Annotated in this window: 20 protein-coding genes; 10 read left to right on the top strand and 10 right to left on the bottom strand. The window is 61.5% G+C overall.

The window, feature by feature from the left end:
- Nucleotides 1-287: 287 nt before the first annotated feature.
- Nucleotides 288-1,691 (bottom strand): NAD(P)/FAD-dependent oxidoreductase, encoded by a 1,404-nt coding sequence (locus LOZ74_RS01590; RefSeq protein ID WP_230292604.1) that lies wholly within the window; start codon nt 1,689-1,691, stop codon nt 288-290.
- A gap of 57 nt (nt 1,692-1,748) precedes the next feature.
- Between LOZ74_RS01590 and LOZ74_RS01585 the strand changes: the two genes are divergently transcribed.
- From LOZ74_RS01585 to LOZ74_RS01560, 6 genes are read left to right on the top strand one after another with little or no spacing between them, the layout of a single operon-like run.
- A complete protein-coding gene (locus LOZ74_RS01585; RefSeq protein ID WP_230292603.1) occupies nt 1,749-2,789 on the top strand; it encodes an efflux RND transporter periplasmic adaptor subunit in 1,041 nt (346 codons plus the stop codon).
- Between the two features lie 3 nt (nt 2,790-2,792).
- Nucleotides 2,793-5,933: an efflux RND transporter permease subunit gene (locus LOZ74_RS01580; protein WP_066850902.1), complete on the top strand. Its 3,141-nt coding sequence runs from the start codon at nt 2,793-2,795 to the stop codon at nt 5,931-5,933.
- A gap of 3 nt (nt 5,934-5,936) precedes the next feature.
- Nucleotides 5,937-7,424, top strand: a complete 1,488-nt coding sequence (locus LOZ74_RS01575) for an efflux transporter outer membrane subunit (protein ID WP_053833465.1) — start codon at nt 5,937-5,939, stop codon at nt 7,422-7,424.
- On the top strand, nt 7,405-8,643 hold the full coding sequence (locus LOZ74_RS01570; protein ID WP_063612557.1) for a patatin-like phospholipase family protein: 1,239 nt from the start codon (nt 7,405-7,407) through the stop codon (nt 8,641-8,643). The genes LOZ74_RS01575 and LOZ74_RS01570 overlap by 20 nt, the downstream gene beginning before the upstream one ends.
- A gap of 32 nt (nt 8,644-8,675) precedes the next feature.
- Nucleotides 8,676-9,065: a hypothetical protein gene (locus tag LOZ74_RS01565; RefSeq protein WP_230292602.1), complete on the top strand. Its 390-nt coding sequence runs from the start codon at nt 8,676-8,678 to the stop codon at nt 9,063-9,065.
- Nucleotides 9,066-9,094: 29 nt separating this feature from the next.
- Complete coding sequence (locus LOZ74_RS01560; protein ID WP_230292601.1) at nt 9,095-10,576, top strand: phosphatidylserine/phosphatidylglycerophosphate/cardiolipin synthase family protein; 1,482 nt, start codon at nt 9,095-9,097, stop codon at nt 10,574-10,576.
- A gap of 21 nt (nt 10,577-10,597) precedes the next feature.
- Here LOZ74_RS01560 and LOZ74_RS01555 read toward each other — a convergent pair whose 3' ends face one another.
- Entirely contained in the window at nt 10,598-12,112 is a 1,515-nt protein-coding gene (locus LOZ74_RS01555) for a mechanosensitive ion channel family protein (RefSeq protein WP_230292600.1), read from the bottom strand.
- Nucleotides 12,113-12,553: 441 nt separating this feature from the next.
- Between LOZ74_RS01555 and LOZ74_RS01550 the strand changes: the two genes are divergently transcribed.
- The 3 genes from LOZ74_RS01550 (at nt 12,554) to LOZ74_RS01540 (ending at nt 14,709) form a co-directional block, all read left to right on the top strand.
- Nucleotides 12,554-13,216, top strand: a complete 663-nt coding sequence (locus LOZ74_RS01550) for a TetR/AcrR family transcriptional regulator (protein ID WP_230292599.1) — start codon at nt 12,554-12,556, stop codon at nt 13,214-13,216.
- A 417-nt stretch (nt 13,217-13,633) separates the two neighbouring features.
- Nucleotides 13,634-14,179, top strand: coding sequence for a HAMP domain-containing sensor histidine kinase (locus tag LOZ74_RS01545; RefSeq protein ID WP_230292598.1), 546 nt, complete (start codon nt 13,634-13,636; stop codon nt 14,177-14,179).
- 71 nt (nt 14,180-14,250) lie between these two features.
- Complete coding sequence (locus tag LOZ74_RS01540; RefSeq protein WP_230292597.1) at nt 14,251-14,709, top strand: ion channel; 459 nt, start codon at nt 14,251-14,253, stop codon at nt 14,707-14,709.
- A gap of 422 nt (nt 14,710-15,131) precedes the next feature.
- Here the strand turns inward: LOZ74_RS01540 and LOZ74_RS01535 are convergent, their stop codons facing one another.
- From LOZ74_RS01535 to LOZ74_RS01515, 5 genes are all read right to left on the bottom strand, one after another.
- Complete coding sequence (locus LOZ74_RS01535; RefSeq protein WP_063612560.1) at nt 15,132-15,509, bottom strand: hypothetical protein; 378 nt, start codon at nt 15,507-15,509, stop codon at nt 15,132-15,134.
- Between the two features lie 65 nt (nt 15,510-15,574).
- Nucleotides 15,575-15,844 carry a hypothetical protein gene (locus tag LOZ74_RS01530; RefSeq protein WP_046903470.1) on the bottom strand — a complete coding sequence of 90 codons (270 nt, stop codon included), beginning with the start codon at nt 15,842-15,844 and terminating at the stop codon, nt 15,575-15,577.
- A gap of 129 nt (nt 15,845-15,973) precedes the next feature.
- Entirely contained in the window at nt 15,974-16,444 is a 471-nt protein-coding gene (locus tag LOZ74_RS01525; RefSeq protein ID WP_046903469.1) for a MarR family winged helix-turn-helix transcriptional regulator, read from the bottom strand.
- A complete protein-coding gene (locus LOZ74_RS01520; protein ID WP_230292596.1) occupies nt 16,441-16,866 on the bottom strand; it encodes an organic hydroperoxide resistance protein in 426 nt (141 codons plus the stop codon). Before LOZ74_RS01520 ends, LOZ74_RS01525 begins: the two co-directional genes overlap by 4 nt.
- Nucleotides 16,867-16,984: 118 nt before the next feature.
- Nucleotides 16,985-17,521 carry a hypothetical protein gene (locus LOZ74_RS01515; protein ID WP_230292595.1) on the bottom strand — a complete coding sequence of 179 codons (537 nt, stop codon included), beginning with the start codon at nt 17,519-17,521 and terminating at the stop codon, nt 16,985-16,987.
- A 558-nt stretch (nt 17,522-18,079) separates the two neighbouring features.
- Here LOZ74_RS01515 and LOZ74_RS01510 point away from each other — a divergent pair.
- Entirely contained in the window at nt 18,080-18,712 is a 633-nt protein-coding gene (locus LOZ74_RS01510) for a tyrosine-type recombinase/integrase (RefSeq protein ID WP_230292594.1), read from the top strand.
- A gap of 16 nt (nt 18,713-18,728) precedes the next feature.
- Here LOZ74_RS01510 and LOZ74_RS18270 read toward each other — a convergent pair whose 3' ends face one another.
- The 3 genes from LOZ74_RS18270 to LOZ74_RS01500 form a co-directional block, all read right to left on the bottom strand.
- Nucleotides 18,729-19,223 carry a DUF805 domain-containing protein gene (locus LOZ74_RS18270; protein WP_370638895.1) on the bottom strand — a complete coding sequence of 165 codons (495 nt, stop codon included), beginning with the start codon at nt 19,221-19,223 and terminating at the stop codon, nt 18,729-18,731.
- Between the two features lie 240 nt (nt 19,224-19,463).
- On the bottom strand, nt 19,464-21,437 hold the full coding sequence (locus LOZ74_RS01505) for a ParB/RepB/Spo0J family partition protein (RefSeq protein WP_230292593.1): 1,974 nt from the start codon (nt 21,435-21,437) through the stop codon (nt 19,464-19,466).
- A gap of 104 nt (nt 21,438-21,541) precedes the next feature.
- A complete protein-coding gene (locus tag LOZ74_RS01500) occupies nt 21,542-23,479 on the bottom strand; it encodes a strawberry notch C-terminal domain-containing protein (RefSeq protein ID WP_370638894.1) in 1,938 nt (645 codons plus the stop codon).
- Between the last annotated feature and the right edge of the window lie 179 nt (nt 23,480-23,658).

Here is a 23,658-nt window from a genome sequence, read left to right as displayed (position 1 = left end):
CAGGGAAGATGAGAGCTATGACGTAGTGTCGCCGAAGCCGTTCGGTCTTCATGCGACCGCCATGCCTACCGCTGCTTAGTCAACTGAGGTAGATCGACGCCAAAGACAGATACGCTGATCTTAGATGCGGTTTGGCTTCGAGCGCTTCCTGCGATCAAGTGCAAGCTAGGTCGCGACAACTTGCAGGTGATGGATAGCGAGGCCAGGCGAGCCTTCGAATGGTCCTAGATGGCGGTGCGGGAGCATGCTTTCATCATGGTCAACTATTTGAATATTGGCTGAGACCGCTACTTGTCATCGGGCCGCCCGCTTTCTGGGTCGCTGAGCGGCGGCTGCCGGGCATCGCTTGTGGTTGATCCCGTCAACAACCGCGCCCCGCGTCCGTAAGTAAACCATGCCCAAGCCCAGTTGACATAGACGACCAGGCGGCTGCGAAAGTCCACAAGCAGCATCAAATGTATAAGTGACCAGACCAGCCAGGCGAGAAATCCCGTGAGCCGGAGCCTGCCGAATTGCGCCGCCGCACGCGAGCGCCCGATCACCGCCATGGTACCATAGTCGCGGTAGCGGAAGGCGCCGGGCTCGCGCCGACCGGCGATACGGGCCGCGAGCAGCTTCCCGACATATGTGCCCTGCTGCTTGGCAACTGGTGCAAGAGCCGGCAAGCGCTCGTCGCCGCCTGCTTCGAAACTTGCGACGTCCCCGATCGCAAAGATGTTTGGATGACCCGGCACCGAACAATCGGACCGGACCGTTACAGCCCCGTTGCGGACCCCATCGATTCCAAGCCATTCAGCAGCCGGACGGGCCTCAGTGCCGGCACACCACAGCACGGCTCCGGTATCTATCCGCTCGCTACCGAGCACCACGCCGGTGGGATCGATTGCCTCGACGGCCGTGCCAATCCGCACCTCCACCCCCATCGAGGTTAGAGCTTCGGTCGCATAGGTCGAAAGCGCGGGATCGAAACCCGACAGCAAACGGCCGCCCGCCTCGCATAGGACCACACGCGTGTCGCGCGGATCGATGCGAGAGAAATCGCGCGCCAAAGTCGCGCGTGCGAGTTCGGAGATGGTCCCAGCCAGTTCCACGCCAGTTGGGCCGCCCCCAACAATAGCAAAGGTCAGGAGGCGTCGTATCTCTGCGTCGTCGGTCGACTGCTCGGCCCGCTCGAACGCTTCCAGCAACCGCGCGCGGATGGCAAGCGCATCCTCAATCGTCTTGAGAACCAGCGTGTGTTCGCGCCAGTTGTCCTGTCCAAAAAAGCTCGAGGCCGATCCCGTGGCGAGTACGAGATAATCGTATGGCAACCGATGCCCATCGCGCAGCAGCACCGAGCGCGCCCTGATATCGACGCCTGTAACCTCCGCCATCAACACACTTAGGTTTGACCCACCGCGCATCAGCACACGATTGGCCGTAGCGATATCGGACGGGGAAAGCGCCGCAGTCGCGACCTGGTATAGCAGCGGTTGAAACAGGTGATGATTGGTTTGGTCGATCAGCGTCACTTCCGCGGCATTGCCGCGAAGAGCGCGCGCTGCAGCCATGCCGCCGAAACCGGCGCCGACGATGACGACCCGGGGGCGGTTCGCCGATTCGGGATGAGACAGGTTCAGCGAAAGCGTTTGGCCTTGCAATTGGGTCTTCCTATTGCGACGAGCGATGATATGTAAACTTATTCGTTTCATTTTGGGCGCATGTCAAAGTCTGATTCGCGCCGAACCGTTTTTGGGCCCAAACCCTTCATGCTGCGCATATTCGTTTCGCTCATTTTCACATGTCTGATCGCAGGTTGTGACAACGCCCCCGTTCCGGAGGAGGCCGATCGGCGTCCCGTCAAACTCTACACCGTGGCGACAGGCGGCCAAGCCAGGACTTATGAATTTCCCGCGATTATCGAGGCAAGCACATCTTCGGATCTAACCTTCGATGTTCCGGGCAAGATCGTCCGGCTAACGGTGGATCAGGGCGATTTCGTCAGGGCCGGCACGGTGATCGCGCAGCTCGACCAGACCATCGCGCGCAACCAGCTCGTCCAGGCACGCGAACAGTACGAGGCGGCACAGGATGCATTCCGCCGCGCCGACGCGCTGGTCGGCGAAGGCGCGATTCCGCGGGCAGTGCACGTTCAGCGCGAAACGCAGCGCGACACTGCGCGAGCCGAACTTGACAATGCGCGCGAGCAGTTGGAGAAGACCGTCTTGCGGGCGCCCTTTTCAGGCCGCGTGGCCAGGCGACTGACCGAGCCGTTCGAATATGTTTCGCCGCAGCAGCCGGTCGTGACCTTACAGACCGCCGGTTCCGCCAAGGCGGTGGTCCAGGTTCCCTCGTCCATCGTTGCCAATGCCGAGCAGCGGGCCCCGATCAACGCGGCGATCGCGCTCGACAGTCTCCCTGACAGGCGGTTCGCGGCCCGGTTGGGCTCGTTCGCCACCGACGCCACGCGTCAGTCGCTCACCTACGAGGCGACGTTCCTGTTCGATCCGCCTTCCGGCGCGCTGATCCTGCCGGGCATGACGGGAACACTGCATGTCGAGCTCGATACCGATGATGCCGAGATGCCGGCTGTGCCACTGGAAGCGATCGTTGGGCGTGACGAAAAGACATTCGTCTGGCGCGTGGACCGCAGGACCGGAGCCATCGCGCTGCGCCGCGTCACCGTAGGCAAGGGAGCAGGCGGAATGCTGCCTGTAACTGCCGGCATCGGCCGCGGAGACCTGATCGTAGCCGCCGGGCTCGCCAATCTCGAAGAGGGGATGAAAGTCCGCCCCTACGAGCGGGACTGAGCCATGTCGTTTAATCCCGCCGTCTTCTCGATCAGGAATCGCCTGCTCATCCTGCTCGTCATCATCGGGACGATCGTTGCCGGGATGGCGGCCTATGGGTCGCTGCCGCGCTTCGAGGATCCCGAGTTCACCATCCGCCGCGCTGTCGTGGTAACACCCTATCCTGGCGGATCGCCGATGGAGGTCGCCACCGAGGTCACCCAGCGTCTCGAGCGGGAGATCGGGCAGATGCAGGAGGTGAAGGAGATTGTTTCGACCTCCGAGGCGGGCCAGTCGCGCATCGAGGTGGAGATCAAGTACGAGTTCGGGCGCAACAAGGAACAGCTCCAGATCGTCTGGACCAAGCTGCGCAACCGCGTGGCCGATGCCGCCCGGCTGCTTCCGCCCGGGGCAGGTCCCTCGATCGTCAACGACGATTTCGGCGACGTCTTCGGCATCTTCTACATGCTAACCGCCGATGGTTATTCGCCGGCCGAGCTGTACGACTATGCCGAAAAGCTGCGCACCGACCTGAGCGGTGTGGAGGGTGTGGGCAAGGTGGTGCTGTCGGGCGAGCAACGCGAGGCCTTCTATGTCGAGATCATGCGCGAGCGGGTCGCGGCGCTGGGGCTGTCGGTGCAGAGCGTCTATCAGGATCTAGCACAGCAGAATTCCGTCGTCGCAGCGGGCAGCGTGCGCGTCGGCGACCAGCGTCTGGAGATCGTTCCCACCGGCGAGATCGATTCGGTCGAGGAATTGCGCGATCTGCCGGTGATGACCGGCCAGGAAGGCGCGGTCGTGAGACTGGGCGATCTGGCCCGCGTGACGCGCGGCTATGTCGATCCGCCGATGCAGATCCTGCGCTACAATGGCAGGCCGGCGGTGGGCATGGGCATCTCGAATGCGACCGGCACAAATGTGGTCGAGGTCGGCGAGGCGATCGAAGCCAAGCTGCGCGCGAGCGAGAGCGACCGCCCGATCGGCATCGAGATCCACGAATTCTACCACCAGGGCAAGGTGGTGTCGGACGCGATCGGCGATTTCGTGATCAATGTCGCGACGGCGCTCGTCATCGTGGTGGTCACGCTGCTGATCTTCATGGGCTGGCGCTCGGCCGTGGTCATCGGCGCCGTGCTCATGCTCACCGTCGCGGCGACGCTGGCTGGGATGAATGCCGGCGGGATACCGATGCACCGCATCTCGCTGGGCGCGCTGATCATCGCGCTGGGAATGATGGTGGACAACGCCATCGTCGTGGTCGAGGGGATGCTCGTCGGCCTCAAGCAGGGCAAAAACAGGCTGGAGGCGGCGCGCGCGATCGTGGGCCAGATGCTGTGGCCGCTACTAGGAGGCACGCTGGTCGGCATCATCGCCTTCGCCCCGATCGGCCTCGCCCCCGGGCAGGTCGCCGAATACACCAATCACCTGTTCTGGGTGGTGATGATCTCGCTCTTGTTCTCGTGGTTCTTCGCGGTCACCGTAGCGCCTTTTCTCGCCAACTGGCTGTTCGAGAAGGAGGAGGATGCTGCCGCTTCCGGCACTGATCGCGAGACAGGATTCGATGCAGGCCACGACGGTCTCGAGGACGAGGCCGCCCCGCAGCGCGAAGCCGGCCGGATCGGCACCGCCTATCGCGAATGGCTCGCGCGCGCGCTGCGCCATCGCTGGCGTACCATGGGCCTGACCGGGGGGTTGTTCGCCGTCTCCCTTGTGGGCTTCGCGTTCGTGGAACAGGGTTTCTTTCCCGCCTCCACCACGCCGCATTTGATGGTCGATTACTGGCTGCCTGCGGGCACCGATATCGAGCGGACCAATGCCGACCTGGAGGAGATTGAGGAGGATCTGGCGACGATGGACGGCGTTACTGACGTTCAGACCGTGGTCGGCATGGGTACCTTGCGTTACAAGCTGGTCTATCAGCCCGAGGCGCCGACATCCTCCTTCGGCCAGATGATCCTGCGGGTTGAGGACGCCTCGACGCTCGAGCGGCTGCAGGCAGATGTGCATGCCTATTTGCAAAAGAACGCCCCCGAAGCGCGCGCCAAGGTCTGGCTGTTCGAACTGGGGCCGGGTGGCGGCTCGAAGATCGAGGCGCAGTTTTCGGGGCCCGATCCGGCGGTTCTGCAGAGCCTGGCGCAGCAGGCCAAGGATGTCTTCGCCGAGGACGAAGCGGCCATCCTCGTGAAGGATGACTGGCGCGAGCAGGTGCCGGTCATCCACCCGCTCTATTCCGAAACGCGCGCGCGTCGCCTTGGCGTCAGCCGCGAGGACGTGGCCGAGGCCTTGCAGGGCACGTTCGCGGGCCGTCCGATAGGCGTCTTCCGCGAGGGCGACGACCTGATCCCGATCATCGCCCGCTCGCCCGAAAGCGAAACGCGCGACGCGCAGAACATGGAAGCAATCCAGGTGTTCAGCGCCAGCGGCGCCTCGCTTCCGCTGCAGGAAGTGATCGACGGTTTCGAGACCCGCTGGCGTCATTCGCAGATTCAGCGGATCGATCAGCGCTGGGCAATCAACGCCCAGGCCGATCCCGCGCCGGGCGAAACCGCCAACCGTCTGCTCGATCGCGTGCGCGGAGACGTCGAGGCGATCGAACTGCCTTCCAGCTACCATTTCGAATGGGACGGCCAGGAAGGAACGAGCACCGAGGCGATCGATTCGCTGATTGGCGTGGTCCCGCTCGGTGTCATCGGCATGGTGCTGGTGGTAATCGTGCTGTTCAACGCAGTGCGCCAGCCGGTGATCATTTTCATGATCGTGCCGCTGGCGATCATCGGCGTAACCATCGGCCTGCTCATCACCGGCATAGCGATGGAGTTCATCGCCATTCTCGGTGTGCTCTCGCTCTCGGGCCTGCTGATCAAGAACGCGATCGTGCTGGTCGATCAGATGGATATCGAGATCGGCGAGGGCAAACCGCGTTTCGATGCCATCATTGAGGCAGCCTATGATCGCGCCCGCCCGGTCATCCTGAGTTCGCTGACGACGGTACTCGGCGTCATCCCACTGCTGTTCGACGCCTTCTTCAAGGCGATGGCCGTGGTCCTGGCCTTCGGGCTGGCCTTCGGGACGGTACTGACCCTGTTCGTGGTGCCGGTCCTCTATGCAATCTTCTTCAAGATCGGCCCTGACGAGACCGCAGCCGAGCCACAGGGGGCAAGTTGAACCATGCGCATCGTCCCTCTCACCGCCATGTTGCTCGGCCTGATGCTGGTGTCAGGCTGCTCGCATCCCGACAGGGTCGGCGATGGTCCGGTCGCACCCGCCCGCGCGGCCCTGCCGCCTTTGCCGGAACGCTGGCGGGCAGTCGCCGATGCCGCAGGGCCGGTCGCGGACGGATGGGTCGCCGCCTTCGGCGACCCGCGCCTCGCCGCGCTCGTGGCCGAAGCGCAGGAGAAGAACAGTGATCTTCAGGCCGCCGCGGCGCAGGTCCAGCGCGCCGCAGCACTTGCCCGTCAGGCGCGTTCCGGGCTGCGTCCGGCCGTTCAGGCGGTCGGCCTGGGTTCGCGCAGCCATATCGAGATCGATGATATCGAAATCGGCGGGCAGGCCGGACTGCCGGTGCCGTCCAGCATCGAATATGACAGCACCAGCTTTCTGGGACTGGCGCAGGCGAGTTGGGAAATCGACCTGTGGGGCAGGATCAGCGATGGCTGGTATGCCGCGCTCGAGAACGAGGCGGCTGCCCGCGCCGACTATTTCGCGGCCCGGCAATCGATTGCCGCGGGCGTGGCGCGCGCCTATCTGGTCTCGATCGAGGCTTCGCGGCAGGTGGGGCTGGCCGAGGAAGCGGTTGATACGCTCGAACATCTGCATCGCCTGGTGGGTCTGCAGGTCCGCGAGGGCGTCGCGATGGATGGCGATCTGGCACTGATCCGCGCCAATCTCGAACAGGCGCGCGAGGCTCTCGCACGGGCACAGGGCGCGCGGCGCGAGGCGATCCGTGCTCTCGAACTACTGGTCGGGCGCTATCCCGCGGCCGAGTTCGCCTCGGGAATTGACTTGCCGCCCATGCCAACGCCGCCGCCTGCCGGGCTGCCTTCGACGCTGCTCGAGCGGCGGCCCGATCTGGTCGCGGCCGAGCGGCGCGTCGCCGCCGCACTGCATGCCGAGGACCAGGCCAGCAAGGCGCGCCTGCCGCGCCTGTCGCTCACGGGGCTGGCGGGCGCGGTGTCGGACGCCCTTGAAAATATCTTCGATCCTACCGCGACCCTGTTCAGCATTGGCGGCAATGTCGCGGCGCCGATCTACCAGGGCGGCGCGCTGGCTGCCGGCGAAAACATTGCCGATGCCGAACTGCGCGCGGCGATCGCGCAATATGCCGGCGCCGCGCTGGCCGCTTTCGAGGAGGTGGAAACCGCGCTCGACAGCGGCGTGGTGCTTCGCCGCCGCCGGGACGCGGCCGTCATCCGCGTGCGCGAGATAGAGGAAGCGCTCAGGATCGAGGATCTGCGGTACAGGGTCGGCGAAAGCAGCCTGCTTGACGTGTTGCAGATCCGGCAGCAGGCGATCACTGCGCGCAGCGATCTGGCGACGATCGAGCGCATGGAACGCGAGCAGTTCGTCACGCTCAATCTGGCGCTCGGCGGAAGCTGGAACGCGCCGGAGGCTGATCCCCCAGAGATTTCCGAGAAGGATGGCGATGCGAACCCGTAAAGAACTCCGCCTGACCATGATGCCGGGACAGGCCATCGACCTGGTGCGAACGCTCGTCCTGGGAGTGCTCGGCCCCGCATTGCTGCTTGGCGGTTGTGCCAGCTTCGACCGGCAACCGTTCGAGGCCGCGCAGATCGAAGCCGCGCACGCGCCGGATTCGCCGAAAATCCGCCATTGGGCCAATTCCCCCGACCTGTTGACACAGATCTCGATCGCCCCGCCACCGCCGGGCGAGCCACTGCGCGTGCTCGCGCTGTCGGGCGGTGGGGATGACGGGGCCTATGGTGCGGGTTTTCTCAACGGATGGTCGCAAACCGGCAAGCGACCTGAATTTGCCGTGGTCACTGGAGTCAGCACCGGGGCTCTCATCGCCCCCTTCGCGCTGCTCGGGCCGGACTACGACGACGAGCTGAAACGCGCCTATACCGAGATCACGCCCGACGACATTTACAAGGACCGCTTCGCGTTGGCGATCCCGTTCTCGACCAGCGTCGCGACGACCGGGCCGCTCGAGGCTCTAATCGCCCGCTTCGCCACTGATGCGGTGATCGATGCCATCGGCGAAGAGCACCGCAAGGGCCGGCGCCTGTTCGTCGGCACCGTCAGCCTCGACCGCCCCGGCAATGCGATCTGGGACATGGGAGCGATCGCGGCCGGTGATGCGCCCGGTCGCTATGCCCTTTTCCGGCGCATCCTGCTCGCCAGCAGCTCCGTCCCGGTGCAGTTCCCCCCGGTGCTGATCGAGATGGAAGCGCAGGGAGAGCGAATCAGCGAACTCCATGTCGATGGCGGCACCATTGCGACCCTGATGGCCGCTCCGCCGGTCGCGAACGACCAGATCCTGCGGGACAGCCAGTCCCCAACGGAGCTGTATCTGCTGGTCAACGGCAAGATGGCAGGCGAGTTCGAGCTGATCGAAGCAGGTCTCTCCAGCATCGCCAAGCGGACGCTTGAGGTGATGCTCTTCTCCAGCCTCCAGGACCGTGTGGCCTCGGCCTATGTCTGGGCGAGATCGACCGGCGCCGGATATCACTTGACCTTTATCGAGCAGGACTTCGACGCGGACGAGCACGATCTTTTCGAGCAGGATTATATGCGCACGCTGTTCGACTATGGCGTGGAGCGCGGTCGGGCACAGGCATGGCAGGATAGTCCGCCATCGTCGGATCCGGACACTGTCGCATCAGCCGTGCCCGAAACGACGAGTTCCGAGGATTAGCGCCCGTCATGGCACCGGGACGAACATACCGCATGAGCTTCGCCTTTTCCGATATCCCCCATCAATCCGGACGGCCGGCCGTCGTTAACGGCGCCAATAGCGGCACCGGCTACGAGATCGCCCCGCACCTGGCGATGAAAGGCGTGCGCGTGCTGCTGGCGTGTCGCGATGCCGAGCACGGCACTTTGCGTGTCTTACAGGCCGTGACCGATCCGCAAGCGGAAGGCGGCGACCATCCCGGTCCTTGCGGTCTCATGGGGATGCGTGGCCAGACTTCGGGTCGCGCGGTCGTGACAGACCCGACTCGCGACCGAAAGATGACGAGAAAGCTGTGCAACAGGTCGGTTGCACTAACCGGAACAGAACCGGACATTGGCCCTGCTGTTCCGTCGCAGACAACGCCTCCCGACAGCGCACCGTAACGCGGATGCGCGACCGGCACCCTCCGTTCATGATACAGCGCGCAGCTTCTCATGCGTTCGGAAATACGGCACTTTCCGCAATCGGCTTAAGTGTCGCTAAGCACGCGGTGGGCCATCCCGGCCTGACGGGCGTTGCACTTGTCGAGGACGGCATAGACGCGTTTGCCATCCGCTCTCGACTCATCGTCGCGGCCGAAAGATCGATCGACCTGCAATATTACATCTGGCGCGACGATCTGACCGGTAATCTCCTGCTGGAAGACTTGCGCAGAGCGGCAGCGCGGGGTGTACGGGTCCGTCTGCTGGTTGACGATAACGGCATTCCCGGCCTCGACCGCAAATTGCGCTGGCTGGCCAGCGACCGCAATTTCGAAATCCGCATTTTCAATCCGTTTCGAAACCGACACTTCAAGCCGCTCGATTTCCTGCTGGATTTCCACCGCGTCAATCGCAGGATGCATTCGAAAAGCTTTACAGTCGACAATCAGATAACCTGTGTCGGCGGGCGTAATGTCGGAGACGAGTACTTCGCCAACCGAGAGCAGGGGATTTTTGCCGATGTGGATGCGCTTTGCGTAGGCGCGGTGGTGCAAGAAGTCTCCGAATGTTTCGATGCGTTCTGGAATTTTCCCGCTGCAGTCGAAATCGACTGCATCGTGAAGGAAGATCCGAAGCAGTACGCGGCAAGCGGGGCAACTGATTTCACGCGGTCAGTTTCCGGCCCCTCCGCGACCGATTATCTAAGCCGTGCCGCCGGATCTGTTTTGCTAGAGCGTGCGCGGGCCGGACGGATTGAATTCGAATGGGTGCCCGTCGAGCTGGTCAGCGATCGGCCCGCCAAGGTTCTCGGACAATCGCGTCAAGGCGATCTCATGGCTAGCGTCCTCAGGGGTCTCATCGGTCAACCGGAAAGGGAATTGCTCGTCGTTTCGGGCTATTTCGTGCCGACCTCATCAGGTGCCAGGGCCTTTGCGCAAATGGCACGCAACGGGGTCGATGTGCGCGTCCTGACCAATTCCTTTGCTTCGACCGATGTCGCTATGGTTCATGCCGGATATGCAAAGCATCGGCATTTTCTCGTGAAGTCGGGGGTGCGTCTGTATGAGATGCCTGCCCCTGGAGACCGGCCCAAGACCACCCGCAAATCTCTGCGTCGACCTTCGCCGCGCAACACAAACGAGAATGCCACCCTGCATGCCAAGATGTTCGCTGTAGACGGCCGTCGGGTCTTTGTCGGTTCTTTCAATTTCGATCCGCGCTCTTTCGCTCTCAATACTGAGCTCGGGATCGTCATCCAGAGTGAGAATCTGGCGGCACAGATGCACCACGCCTTCGATACCATGATCGCGTCCGGCTCCTACAAAATCGTCGTGGATGACAAAGGCCGACTGAACTGGATGGACATGCGCGACGATGTCCGTCAATGTGAACTGGCCGAGCCTGGAACCACATGGTGGTCGCGAGTGCTCACTCGCCTTCTCAGCAAAACGCCGATCGATTGGCTGCTGTGAATACCATCTGGGCGCGGCGACCTACGCGCCGACGTCATTCTCCTGGGTCACCAAATGGACCGTCCGCGTCGGGTAGGCGATAGCGAGACCGGCTGCCTTCAACCTCTCGAAAATGGCCAGCAGCAGTTCCTGCCGGATCAGTCGGCTTTCCGCGTAATCGGCAACCATGATGTAGGACCAGATCTCGATATCCAGCGAGCTCTCGCCGAAATGAGCAAATCGAGCACGGAGGCCATCCTTTTCAATCAGGTGGTGATCGCGCAGGATCTGCTCGATAATCTCCACGGCCCGGCGCAGCTGGCCTGCGGAGATACCGTATTCGACGCCGATCGTGGGATTGAAGAGAAAGCGGTCGCGCTTGGCGAAGTTTTCGATCTCGCGGGAGGAAAAATCACCGTTCGGGATGGTGACGAGCGTGCGTTCATTCGTGCGAATCCTCGTCGAGCGCATACCGATATCCTCTACGGTGCCGACAATATCTCCCGCGCGGCAGAAGTCTCCGACCTGAACAGGGCGGTCTGCGATGACGTTCAGGCTGCCGATCAAATTCTCCACGGCCTTCTGTGCGCCTAACGCCAAGGCGATGCCGCCAATGCCCAATGCGGCAATGCCCGTGGTCACATCGACCCCCAGCGTGTCGAGGACCGCTACCGTCGCCAATAGGAAGAGCACTATCTTTGCCGTACGCCGCAACAGGACGACGACCGACACTGCCTGCCGCCGCTGGCGGCGTTCCATCCGGGCACTAGCAACGCGTGCGATGGCATCGACCAGGCGCAGCGCAAACCAAGCAAGCGCTACCCAGCCAACGATACCGATATAGCGCAGCAAGGTCTGGCGCGCGACGATGGACGCCTCGATGCTGCCCGTCCACAGGTGGAAGGTCACCACTGCGAGAAACAGGCTGAGCGGCGGCAAGGCGGCCTGCGTGAAGCGGTAGATCGCGCTTTTCTCGCGGTCGGCCACAAAACGCCGCATGATGGCCAGAAGTCCGGCCGATATAAGCCAGTAGAGAAAGAAACTGCCGGCTGCGCTCCCGAGCAAGAGAGCCCAGTCCTGCAGCGGGGCTCCGGCCACCTCGGCGCTTTCACCGTCTTCCGGTTCAGCCGGATTTGTCGCCGCCACAGACACTGCTTCGAGAGCTTCAACGGTCTCCTGCGAAATCCCCCAGACCTCGCTGCCGACAGGGCTGTCGGTCCGGGTGAGAAGGATCGGCAGACTTTCCTCGCCGCCGAGCCTGCCTACCTCTTCGGTGTCGGCCGGCAGTTCATCGTCGAGACGCCCACTCGCTTCGTTCGACAAGGCACCGAAAGGCAGGAGCGTCCCCTGTTGGTCGAGCGCGGCTTGCAGCTTGGTGGCCCAGATCGCTCCTTGATCGACAAGTTTAGCCTCATCCTCTTCCGCAGACAGGTGGAAATAGTGAGCAGCCCTCGTGTAGTCCTTCGCCGCCAGGGCGCTGATCAGGCCGGTCACCGTTCCACGCGGCGTCTCGCGACCGAAAGGGTCGGTAGCCACTTCAGCGGCCTGCTCGGCCATCGGCTCCGCCACAGGAGCGATTTGAGCGGAAGCCGGTGTTAAGGCGGCGCAGGCGACCAGCAATAAAAGGGCAGAAAGACGGAGAACCGATATCGGTCCGATCGGGATATTATCTGGAAGGCGCTGGCCATCGCAGTTCCGCAATGGCTTCAACCCTACGAACCTACGAAAGACAGAGATTGCATTCCAACCGCTAAAGCTCGGCTCACTGATCGATCGGAGAGATTGCCTTGGGGGAAAGGCCATTTTTGCTGGCGCCGGCGATGAAAGAAAGTAAACTCACCGGTACCATGCCGTTTTCCGTTGCGGCAGGCAAGCGTTCATGTGGGCATCATTAGTCCGCGTTGCCCGCTGCGGAGCTTTGCCTGGCCATACCACAAAGGCCTCGTCCTACTGGGCAGCAGATCAGATGGCCGAACCAATGCAATAGTGAGAGAATAGATGTCACTTCCCCGCAGAACCTCAAGCGGCGGTCGTCCTTCAAAAGAGGAGGCCGAGAAACTAGGCGAGCACATATTGCAGGAAGCGCTGCAGGAATTTATCGCTAAGGGCCTCGATGCGTCCCGGATGGACGCGATCGCCGCTTCGGCCCACGTATCGAAGCGAACACTTTACGCACGCTACAAATCCAAGGATGAACTGCTATGTGCGACGATGGACTATGGTATTGCGAAGCACATCCGTCCGGTGAGCACTCTTCCTGCCAATGGCCCCATTCGCGAGCGCCTCGAAGCCGTTGCGCATAAATTTCTAGAAGCCTCGCTCACCGCAGAAGGCCGCGGCATACAGACCTTGCTGACATGGCTTGCCAATTACCGCCCCGATTTGCAGAACAAGATCAGGGCCAAAGCCGTGGCTGACGTTACCGGCGTTATGAACCAAATTCTAAAGGACGGCTACGCAAACGGAGAAATTGCGTTCTCAGACTTCCCGGCGATCGCTAAGATAGTCTTCGACTTATTATTCTCCTTGCCGAATTATGAAATACTGAGGGGCATGGGTCCCGAATATCATGGCAGCCAATCCGTCAGCCTGGACAAGGAACTTGATTTCGTGATGGCTGCACTTCGCACTGGCGTCGTCTTTTCGACGAATGGGCGGTAAGCTGGCGCATATCTTATAAATCAGTAACTTCGTTGCATTGGTTTGAACCTAAAGATATTTCAGTATCCTTCGGATTCATCGTGATCGGAGTGTCCAGAAGATGGCCCCGGCTCAATGTGCTCTGGAATCTCGTCGAGCAATGTTCTGCCAGAGGCGTACCGCCGCCCGAGCGTCTCGATAAACCCTTAGTAACGCTTCGCATCACGATCTCCTACAGATCAATGCCGTCGTCGGGGTTGCGAGGCCTGTCGCGCCAGCCCTTGCATCCGTCGCCGCAAGGCCGATGCGCGCGCAGCTTCATCCGGGTCATCGTCGAAAATCGCGAACTCGCCGGTCGGTAACGAGTCCGGCGTTTCTCGTGCGATATCGAGATGATCGGGCAGTTCGGGTTCGCGGCGGAGCCCATGAGTTTTCTCCATGACGGGCCGGTCGGGAGCCTCTCTCCTGACCTCAAAACTTTCACGAAGCGCAGCGTCGCCCTCTTACTATAAAGAGAACGACGCCGCGGTCTGGGCGACGGTGGAGGTCAACCTTACGGCTCTGACTGGTGATCTATTGGCGCTGCATTCAGATGAGGACCGCATCGGCCTCGACCTTTCGCCGGCAAGCCATGTGCTGGGTGATCCCACCGCGCTCGGACGGATTTTTGATAACCTCGTCGATAATGCCCTGCGCCACGCCTCGACCGTCACGGTAAGGAATGTTTCGGATGGCGGTAAGACCTGCTGGTCGTTTGAGGACGATGGCCCGGGAGTTGCGCCCGACCAACAACTGACGTTAGGCACGGCCTATGCCCGTTTCGATCCGTCACGCGATCGACAGACGGGCGGAGCCGGCCTTGGCTTAGCGATCGTCTGCGGACTTGCCGAAGCCATAGGCGGCTCCGTCTCGTTCCGGTCCAAGCCGGGCCGAGGACTGCATGTGCAAGTCGTGCTGTTGTCGGCGGGTAGAAGCTCAGAATGAGCGAGACTCCACTGCAGACTGATAATAATCGGAGGAGTAAATCAAATTGATAAAATTGAGGATCATCAACGATGAGTATCGTCGCTCAACTCGCGATCGGAACGGTGACCGTTGCACTTACCATCATCATGCAAGCGTGTTTTGCCGCAATAGCCTTCTCAGTCGATGATCGCTTCACGCCGCCTCGCACGCGAACAACACGCTTTGGAGCGACCTTGCTTCTTGCCGCTTCTACGATATGGATGCTGCTCGCTATCACGCTGGCGGCTTGGATTTGGGCGGGCCTGTTTATTGTATTGGGTGCCTTCGAAGCGCTGGAACCGGCGCTCTATTTCGCAACGGTTTCCCTGACGACGCTAGGCTTCGGCGACGTTATCCTCTCGCAGGATGTGCGGCTGCTGTCTGCGATCGTGGCTGCCAACGGCCTCGTCATGTTCGGTTTGAGCACTGCGTTTCTTCTCGAATTCGTGGGTCAGGTGCGCGAGGAGAAAGGCAGTTCGAAGCGATCCCACATTTCGACGGCAGAATGACTTCGTACAGAACCGGCTCACTTTGGCTAGCATAAACGATTGTGCCTGCCCACTCTACCCGCATCGCCTTGTCCAAGTAGAAAACGCCGATCCGCCCGGGTTTCGACAAATAGTCTGGGGCTTGGCGCTTGCGTAGACTGGATGGTCAAAAGTGGAATGGCGGGTTGCGACTCTAATGTCGGTCCTAACCACCAACTCGGCGGTTCGCCAGAAGCAGATGTTCGCATGGCATGCGCTCAGGTCGGCTTCGCCCTCTCATCCCAGTCATCCGAGCATTGAGGGCTACGTTCCGAAAGCGGACGTCGGTTCGAGGGCGTCGGAGCGATGCCCATATCGGACAATAGGATTAGTCGGCTTAACGGAGATGGATTGGGCTTAAGGACATCTCGAACGGTGGCAACAAAGCGACCTGGGTTCGGTCTTTATCCGCCTTTGACTTGTGCAGGGTCGAGCGCCTGCACCGGGGTTGCGAGAAAGCGGAATGGCTCGGCGGTTCCTTGCTTCGCGGCCGCGACAGCGTTGATGAGCAGCGCCGCCGAAGCGGCAAACCCTTCGATTGAATTTGCCTTGCCAAGCCAGACCCGCGAGGCCTTGGGCGACACGCCCACGGTAACTTCCAGCGCGGCATTGCGCGAACGCGCGGCCGACCGGTAGAAGCTCTGGTCATCAAAGGGGTCGAGCGAATAGTCCAGATCCTGTCCGGCAAGGATCTTGGCATCGGCCTTCGTGGCACTTCTCCGGTGAACGCCCGACAGCCACAGGGTCCGCGCCTGGCCATTCTCCAGAAATGCGGCGGCCATGGTTGAACGGGATATCGGCAAGAGCCAGGTCGGTGGAACGGCTCGACGTCTCTGACCTTGCCGATTCATCGGAAAGCCTCGCGGTTTGGCTGAAGTGCGATCTCACCTTTGATGCTACCGAGATTGTCGCGAACGTCGACTACGCCAACCTCGTCTTCCAGCAGCGCCTGCACGTCCTGCGACAGCTCTTGCAGCTTCAACATGTCGGGGCCGGTCAGGACGATTTCGATCGGATCGCCCGATGTTGGCTGTCCGGTCTCGGGTGCCACCAGTAGAGTGGCACCGGCGACATTGCGGTCGAGATAGGTCTGTAAAGTCGGGTCGGCAGTCCTCATTTACGCGGGCGGGCGAGAGGAAACGAACTGCATCGCAAGGTCGCTCGACTATCGCCAAGCGTCCCAGTGGACGCCCCACGAAGATCGGACAGGCAATCCTCGCAGACGTGCGACACCTGCTGAGAGGCTTCACCTCTTCGAGCCGGTTTGCTCCGCAAGCAGTTCGACAAGCCTGCGCACGCTGTCCCGCAGTTCGTCAATCCCTTCGGATTTGCGCCCCCTCGCGAGGGTTTCGGGAACATACACTGCCTGGTTGCGCAGTATTTTTCCACTCTCGGTCAGTTCGATAACCACTCGGCGCTCGTCTTCCGGATCGCGTGTTCGTCGAACCAGGCCGGCGGCCTCCATACGCTTCAGCAGAGGGGTGAGAGTTCCGCTATCGAGGTAAAGCCGCGCGCCGAGGGAGCCCACCGTCTGGGGTTCTTTCTCCCATAATACCAGCATGACCAGATATTGCGGATAGGTGAGACCCAGCTCCCGAAGAACAGGGCCATAGAGGCGGCTGAGGAGGTTGGTGGCAGCATAAAGGGGAAAGCAAACCTGTCGATCGAGCAACAAGGGATCGCGCGGGTCCTGTGCTGCTGCCACTCCGTCATTCATTGGGCGAACACATTAATTTTCACATCGACGTTTCCGCTAACTGCGTTGGAATAGGGGCAAGCAGCGTGGGCGTTCTTCACGATCTCGTCAGCCTTTGCCTGATTGACCCCGGCAATTTCGACATCCAGTGTGACAGCGAGATTAAACCCGTCATTACCATTCGGCAAGAGGCCGACCTGGCAGGAGACTTCAATGTCGTCGTCACCCACCTTGTCGGTCTGTGCCCGCGTTACATGGATCACGGCATTTTCGAAGCAAGCCGCATAACCAGCAGCGAAGAGTTGCTCGGGATTAGTCGCGTCGCCCTTGCCACCGAGTTCCTTCGGTAGAGCGAGGTCGAGCTCGAGAATGCCATCTTCGCTTTTGACCTTTCCGGCGCGGCCACCATAGGCGTTAACGCGAGTGTTGTAGAAATTTTTCATGTTAGCTCCTTACGGTTAGACAGCAGGATAAATAGTATCCAATTATATTGTGCGCAATATATAATTTGCAAGGCGCGTCATGCTGGCAGACACGCCTTTGCGTCAAATTCTGACCGCGTCACCTGCCCAAAGCCCTCAGAATAGTCTTCTCGACCGGCGAGTAGCTATTGTCGGAACGCTCGAGACTGATCGGCTCACGCGGTAGCAGTGGCGGCTGCGCAATGAAGCGCGGCTGCTTACCGTAATCCTTATATGCAGAATGCACGAGGAAAGGGTGGCACAGATACACCTTGCCGGCCGGACCCGTTGCCAGTTGCTCCAGGCGATGGGCCGATCCGGCGAATCCGTCCGAGGCCAACTCTCGAAGGGTCAGACCGGCTTCCTTGGCCGGTGCGAGTTGTCGCGCTGTATCGATATGCGAGCCGACCCGAATGCGCGTTGAGGAATCGTGAATACCCACATCCGAGAATAGGAACAGCATCAACAGGGCGCGGCCCTTGCGGTGCACATTGGCCCGCCACTCCATGAAGTCGGGCTTCTCATAAGCGAAGCTGACCTCGATGTGCCACCCGTCGTCTCCAGGTTCTTCGGCAGATGGAAAGCCAACAGCAAATGTTCCGAGTCCGCCCCGCGGCAGCCACCGACCTTTGCCCACAAGCTGGTCGAATGCTGTATGCAGGGCGGTTGTGTTTGCCGCTTCGTGAAACGGAGCCTGATCGAACCGCTCGAGACGGGCCGGGTCCAGGTGGTCGAGTCATCGGGATCGCATCCCGTGGCCACCCACAGGATCGCGCGCACTTCTGCGGCCACCTGGGATGAAAATGCAGCACCCACCCAGACGAAGCCGTCGCGAACGAAGCGGGCAATGGCATCTGCGCCAAGCGCAGAGAAGTATCGATTAGGCGCGTATGGTCGAGCGGCATTGCTGCTTCACGAGCCGGAAACCCGGCCAGCTCAGCCCAACGGAAAGGGTCGAGGCGCGATTGAGAGTGATGAACTTCATGGGCTTCTGCTACCTGATGTATTGTAGAGACACGACAAACGGCTGCCATTGAACAGGTGCTGGGCATACATGGGTGGTCTGCCATGGGGTCGGAAGCAAAATGGCCGATTTGCATTGGTTGCCTGCCCAAAGCAGACAGTCAGCAACCGGCCCAATCTGCACCATCTCGAGCGTTCTCCCTCTGGCCAATCATGGCCAAGGAGAAACAGAATGGGAAACTCAGGATTTGATGCAGCGACGCGGCATCGTCAGGCTTGGAACGCTGGCAAGAATGTCGGAACGAAGCGCCCACTGACGCAGAAACAGATTTGGGCGATCCGCTTCCATCTCGATCGCGAGGAACGATTGAGGGACAAGGCTCTTTTCGATCTCGCCATCGACAGCAAGCTACGCGGCTGCGATCTGGTGAAGATCAAGATTGGTGACGTGGTTGCGGGCGCTGAGATACGAAATCGCGCTACCGTCATTCAGCAGAAGACCAATCGGCCCGTGCAGTTCGAACTCACGGCCGACGTTCGAGCCACGCTGCTAGCATGGATCGAGCGCCGGGGCGGGTCGACAGGCGACTATCTGTTCCCGAGCCGTGTGGATTACGCCGGCCATATGGGCACGCGACAGTATGCGCGTTTGGTTGATGAATGGGTGACTGCGATTGGACTGCGAAAGGCAGAATACGGGACGCATTCGCTGCGCCGAACGAAGGCGGCTATGATCTATCGTGCCACCGGCAATATCCGGGCTATCCAAATTCTGCTCGGCCACACGAAGATCGAGAACACCGTCCGGTATCTTGGCGTAGATGTCGAAGACGCCTTGCTGCTGGCGGAGAGAACCGAAATCTGACGAAAGGAGCGGTCGCTCAGCAGTACTGATCGACCGCTTCTAGGTTCCTCCGCATGCGAGAAGCGCGACAAGCTTTGGGTGGAAAGCTGCTATTCACATTGGCGCGGGGGCTCGGCCCGAACCTGTTGTAGCCGGTTGAACCCGGCCAGAGCAGGAACGCTAGGACAAGAAGATTTCCGAGCCCCACTAGGATGCCAAGAGCTAAGCCTATCGGTTCTCCACTTTTGACGATCCCTGTTAAAACGGCAGGAGCCCATGCGAAAGCCCACCAGCCGCTGCGGTTCTGATCATGCAGCCTACGCACTAATAGTGCTGGGAAGGGGATTAGTAAGATAGCCGAAAGTACAAAAACGGATCGTCCGATGTCGCCGCCGTAAGAGATAGCTTCATGCAGGACAAAGGGGATCATGCCCACTGCGGCTACCGCAACCCAATAAAATATGAACTCGCTCCGGCGAGAGCGTCCCGACAATCGGAATGTGTTGGCGACGGTCGACTTAACGCTTCTCATGAAGTGTTCGGATTCGATCCGCCCGGCAGGCTGACGCAACATTGTCCCCCCAATTTCAATCGCCTTTTTACGCGCGCAAAGAAATGTCCGCAATGGGGTCGGAAGCTGAATGGCAGCTTTCCGCCGGTGCCACACCAAGAGCTGCCAGACCGCTAACGGCCCCAAATTTGACATGCGAAAGGCGGCCCGTCCCGATTGGGACGGACCGCCCGCCGAGTGACCTGGACCTGTCAGGAGGGGTCAGGCAGCCTGCTCGGCAATTTCGTCAGTTGCTTCCACGTTGGCCGCCTCGTCGCCTCCGTGGTCCGCCAGTTCGGCTTCTTCAGAACCGGCGAAACGCATTATAGGTGGAACCCAGGCCTGCGCCCGTTCCTTGACCTCGGGCTCGCCAATGAAGTTGCCGGAGAAGATGCGCTCGGCAGCGCTCGCCAGTTCGGCCTTCTTCGATGCGGCATAGCGACTGACGAGTTCGGGACCGCCGGCGCCATCGAGCGCTTCGAGCGTGCGAGCCTTGGCCACGCGGTCGAAGTAGTTGGCCGCCGTGGGACGCCACCAATGCGCGGTCTCGATTTCAAGTAACGAGCCAAGCGCCTCGTGCAGCGGCACCGAACGTTCGCCTTCGCACGCAAGGCTTGCAACTAGAGTGCGCGAGACGACATGGCCGAGCCAGGCCGAACGCGCCTCATCGGAAAGCGCCCGGAACCTCGCAAACCGCTTCACGTCGCATTCACCAGCACGCCAGCTTTCATCGAGCGACCCGGCAAACTCGGCCAGGGCAGCGCTCGCCGGCGCATCCTTGGCCTCAAACCCGGTGACCGGGCCGGAAGCGACAGAGCCGACCAGCGTCGACGCTTTCTTGGCGCGCCAGTCATGTCCATCGACATCGGCAAGCGTGAAGACCATGAAGTCGAGCGCCAGTGCCGGATCGTTGGCGAGATGGATCGCAAGGATGTCGCGGCGCTGCATGGCCAGTTCGTCGAGCAGGCGCTGGGACAGCGAGCTGCCCTTGGGCTTCGCCGCTCCACTTTCCTCGATTGCCTCGACAACACCTTCGTCAGCGATGACTTCGGTCTCGGTGTAGAACTGCGGGACCAAGGTCGGCTCGCCATTGCGCGAGAGGACTAGGAAGGCACCAGCCTCGGATTTCAGTTCGTCAGCGAGGACCGGCGGCCGGTCATTGAGCGCGCGCATGGCCCGGTCGATGACGACCAGTTCGCGTTCGGCTTTGGCGATCTCCTCTTCGTCGCTGTCCTCGTCTTCGAGCACGGCGGCGACGCGGTCGTAGTCGGCCTCAAGTTCTCCGAGTTCCCGTACTTCCTTTTCGGTCATCGGCGCAGGTTCGCAAGGCAAGCGGCTCATACCTTCGACAAGGTCATGGCTGACATAATTGCCAAGCGTCGGACGCACCCAGGCAAGGCCAAATTCGAGCGCGGCCTTTCCTGCGGCTTCTTCCATGGCTTTGTGCGCGAGATCCTCGAGCAGCGCGACATCGATCCAGCTTTCACTGGCATCATCATCGAAAAGTTCGCGCTCGATCCGGCCACCCGCTGCGATGTAGGCATCGCGTCCGACGAGCACAGCTCGCGGATCGGAACCGCGCACCGTGGCATCAAGCACCATGCGGCGGATCGTGTCGGGCGTGATCTGGTACCAGGCGTCCTGCAGCTCGGCATAGACATGCGCCTGGCGCTCGACGTCGGAGATCGCGCCGTAGGCCTTGGCCATGTCGAGCGTGATCGTGCCTTCGGCGAGCGCTTCGAAGACGCAGGGTGCCAGACTTGCCAAACGCAGGCGCCCTTCGACGAACCGGAGGGTGAGGCCGAAGCGGCGCGCCACGTCTTCGGTGGTAGCTCCTGCTTCGATGATGGAGGCGAAGGCCTGTGCCTCGTCGGCCGGGTTCATTGCGAGTCGCTGGAAGTTCTCGGCAAGGCTGGCTTCGCGCACTTCGCTTTCCTCGCCTTCGATGACGAGGCAGGTGACTTCGTGCGTGTCAGGCAAGGTGCCCTCTTCGGCCAGCGCCTGCAGCGCGGCGAGCCGGCGACCGCCAGCCTCGACCTCGAACTTGCCGCGCTTTCCTTTGCGCACGACGAGGTTCTGCAGCAGGCCGCGCGCGGCAATGTCTGCCCGCAGCTGGAGGTCGGCCAGCACGTCGCTCGACTTGCGAACGTTACGCGGGCTCGGGACGAGCTTCTTCAAGGGAATCGACTGGATCATGGGTGTTCTCCTGATGGAATGAAGGCGCAGGTGAGGATCACGAGGCCCACAAGCCCAAAGGGCTCCCTCCACTCTCATTCTGAGACTGGCGTCGGTCCGAGGGATCAGGCGGCAAGTGCGGGGAGGACCAACGAGGCTCCGGAAACTGGCACGAACAGCCGCGTGCGGTAACGGATGATCTCGGTGAAGCAGCCCTTGTTCTTGTACCAGTCGAGGCGATCGGGCGAGAATCCGGTCAGTTCAAGGCGCTGTTCGCCGCCAACCAGCGCACGCTTCACTGTGAGTGGATCGTGGCTTGCGAGGCCCAACGGTTTGCCGCTGGCGAGGACGAGGTCGCCGATCTGATCGGGTGCCGGTCCGACAACCCCGGAAAGGCCAAAGGTCTCGGCAATTGCGGCGAGATCGACATTGAGCACTTCGCGGCCGATGATTGACTGACCGTCCTCGGCAACGAGCCGGGTAACGCGGACATGATCGCCGGGGAGGCGCTTCCAGACCGGAAGCAGAAGTCCGGTGGCGAGATGGACGCGCTCGGTCACCGGTGAAGCGGCGGCCTCCTCTTCCTCGGCCCGCCAGGTGCTGGTGAACGCGGTGACGCCAATTTCTTCCCAGTGGCTCTCAGCGAGTGCCTCGAATGTCCAGTTCGCGGACTTGAGCGGGCGTAGCAGGCGTCGGCGTTCGATCACGGCCCCGTCGTCGGCGATGAGGCGACGGGCCGGAACCGAGAGCGCGACTTTGCCCGAGCGCGCATTGCGCATCGGGATCGCATGCAGGTTGCCAATCTCGTGCATCCGGACGAGGCGCTGCAATTGCAAAGGCCGAAGGTACCTCGTCACTTCGAGCGAGATGAGACGTGTTTCTGCTCCGGTCACGGGGTCGGTGCGCAGGAGTTCATCTGCCAGGACCGTGAAGCGATCGACCCTGACAGTCTCAAGCCCCTGGTCGAGCGTTCCGGCTTCGCGTGCGGCTTCGATCCGCGCTTCGACGAGGCCAAGATATTCGTCGAAGATCGCGTTCTGAAGCGCGATCGGTAGCGCGAGAATGCGATTGAGCCAGCGCTGGATGGTGGGGAGATTGTCGGTCAGCCCGCCATCGGGGCTTTCAAGCCGGAGGCCGGTGCGCTCGACGAAGTTACCGAAGCTCGTGGCTTCGAGCTTGCCGTCATAGAGCAACTGGAACCAGCGGCTGAGCGCATCTCGCGCATAGTCGCTTTCGAGATTGTCTGCCGGATCGAACAGGTTCTGTCCGCCGGTCTGGCGCTGGCCGCGCGTAAGCGCGCCCAATGCATCGAGCCTTCGCGCAATGGTCGAGATGAAACGGCGTTCGCCCTTTACGTCTGTGGTAACCGGGCGGAACAGCGGGGCCGAGGCCTGATTGGTGCGGTTGGTACGACCGAGCCCCTGGATGGCGTTGTCGGCGCGCCATCCCGGTTCAAGCAGGAAGTGAACCCGGCGTTGCTGGTTCCGGCAGCCGAGGTCGGCATGGTAGGAACGCCCCGTACCGCCCGCATCCGAGAAGACCAGGATGCGCTTGGTCCCTTCCATGAAGCTTTGGGCTTCGGCGACATTGGCGCTGGGGCTACGCCGTTCGAGGCGCTGCTCACCATCGCGGCCCAGGACAAGCCTGCGGGTCCGGCCCGTGACTTCGGCCACGGCGTCGGTTCCGAAATGTTCGATAATCGCATCGAGCGCAGTGGCGATGGGCGGCAGTGCGCAAAGCTGTTCGATCAGCGCATCGCGCGCAGCAATTGCGCGCGGGCAGAAAACGGGATTGCCCTCTCCGTCGCTCATCGCCTCGGAGCGAAGATTGCCGTCCTCGTCGGCGAAGACCTGCATCAATCGTATCGGGAAGCTCTTCGTAAGGTAGTCGATGACGTATTCACGCGGGGACAGATCGATATCGAGAGCTTCGCGTTCTTCCACGGTAAGGTCGGCAAGGCGCCGGTCGAGCATGGCCTCGGCGGTCGAGACCAGCTGCACGACAACCGAATGCTCTTCGCCAAGCGCTACTTCCATCGCGGGGATCAGGCTCGGCAATTTCATCGAAAGCAGGAGCTGGGCAAAGAAGCGCTGCTTGGTGCCTTCGAAGATCGATAGCGCCGCAGTCTTGGCATTGCGGTTGAGCGTGTCGCCGCTGTCCTCGTCGACCACGCGGGTTGCTTCGAGCGCCGCTTCGAGGTTGCGGTGGATGATCGCCCAGGCATCAGCATAGGCATCGTAGA

This window comes from Croceicoccus sp. Ery5, from assembly GCF_020985325.1.
Lineage (GTDB): Bacteria > Pseudomonadota > Alphaproteobacteria > Sphingomonadales > Sphingomonadaceae > Croceicoccus.
This window is presented reverse-complemented; position numbering and strand designations above follow the sequence as displayed.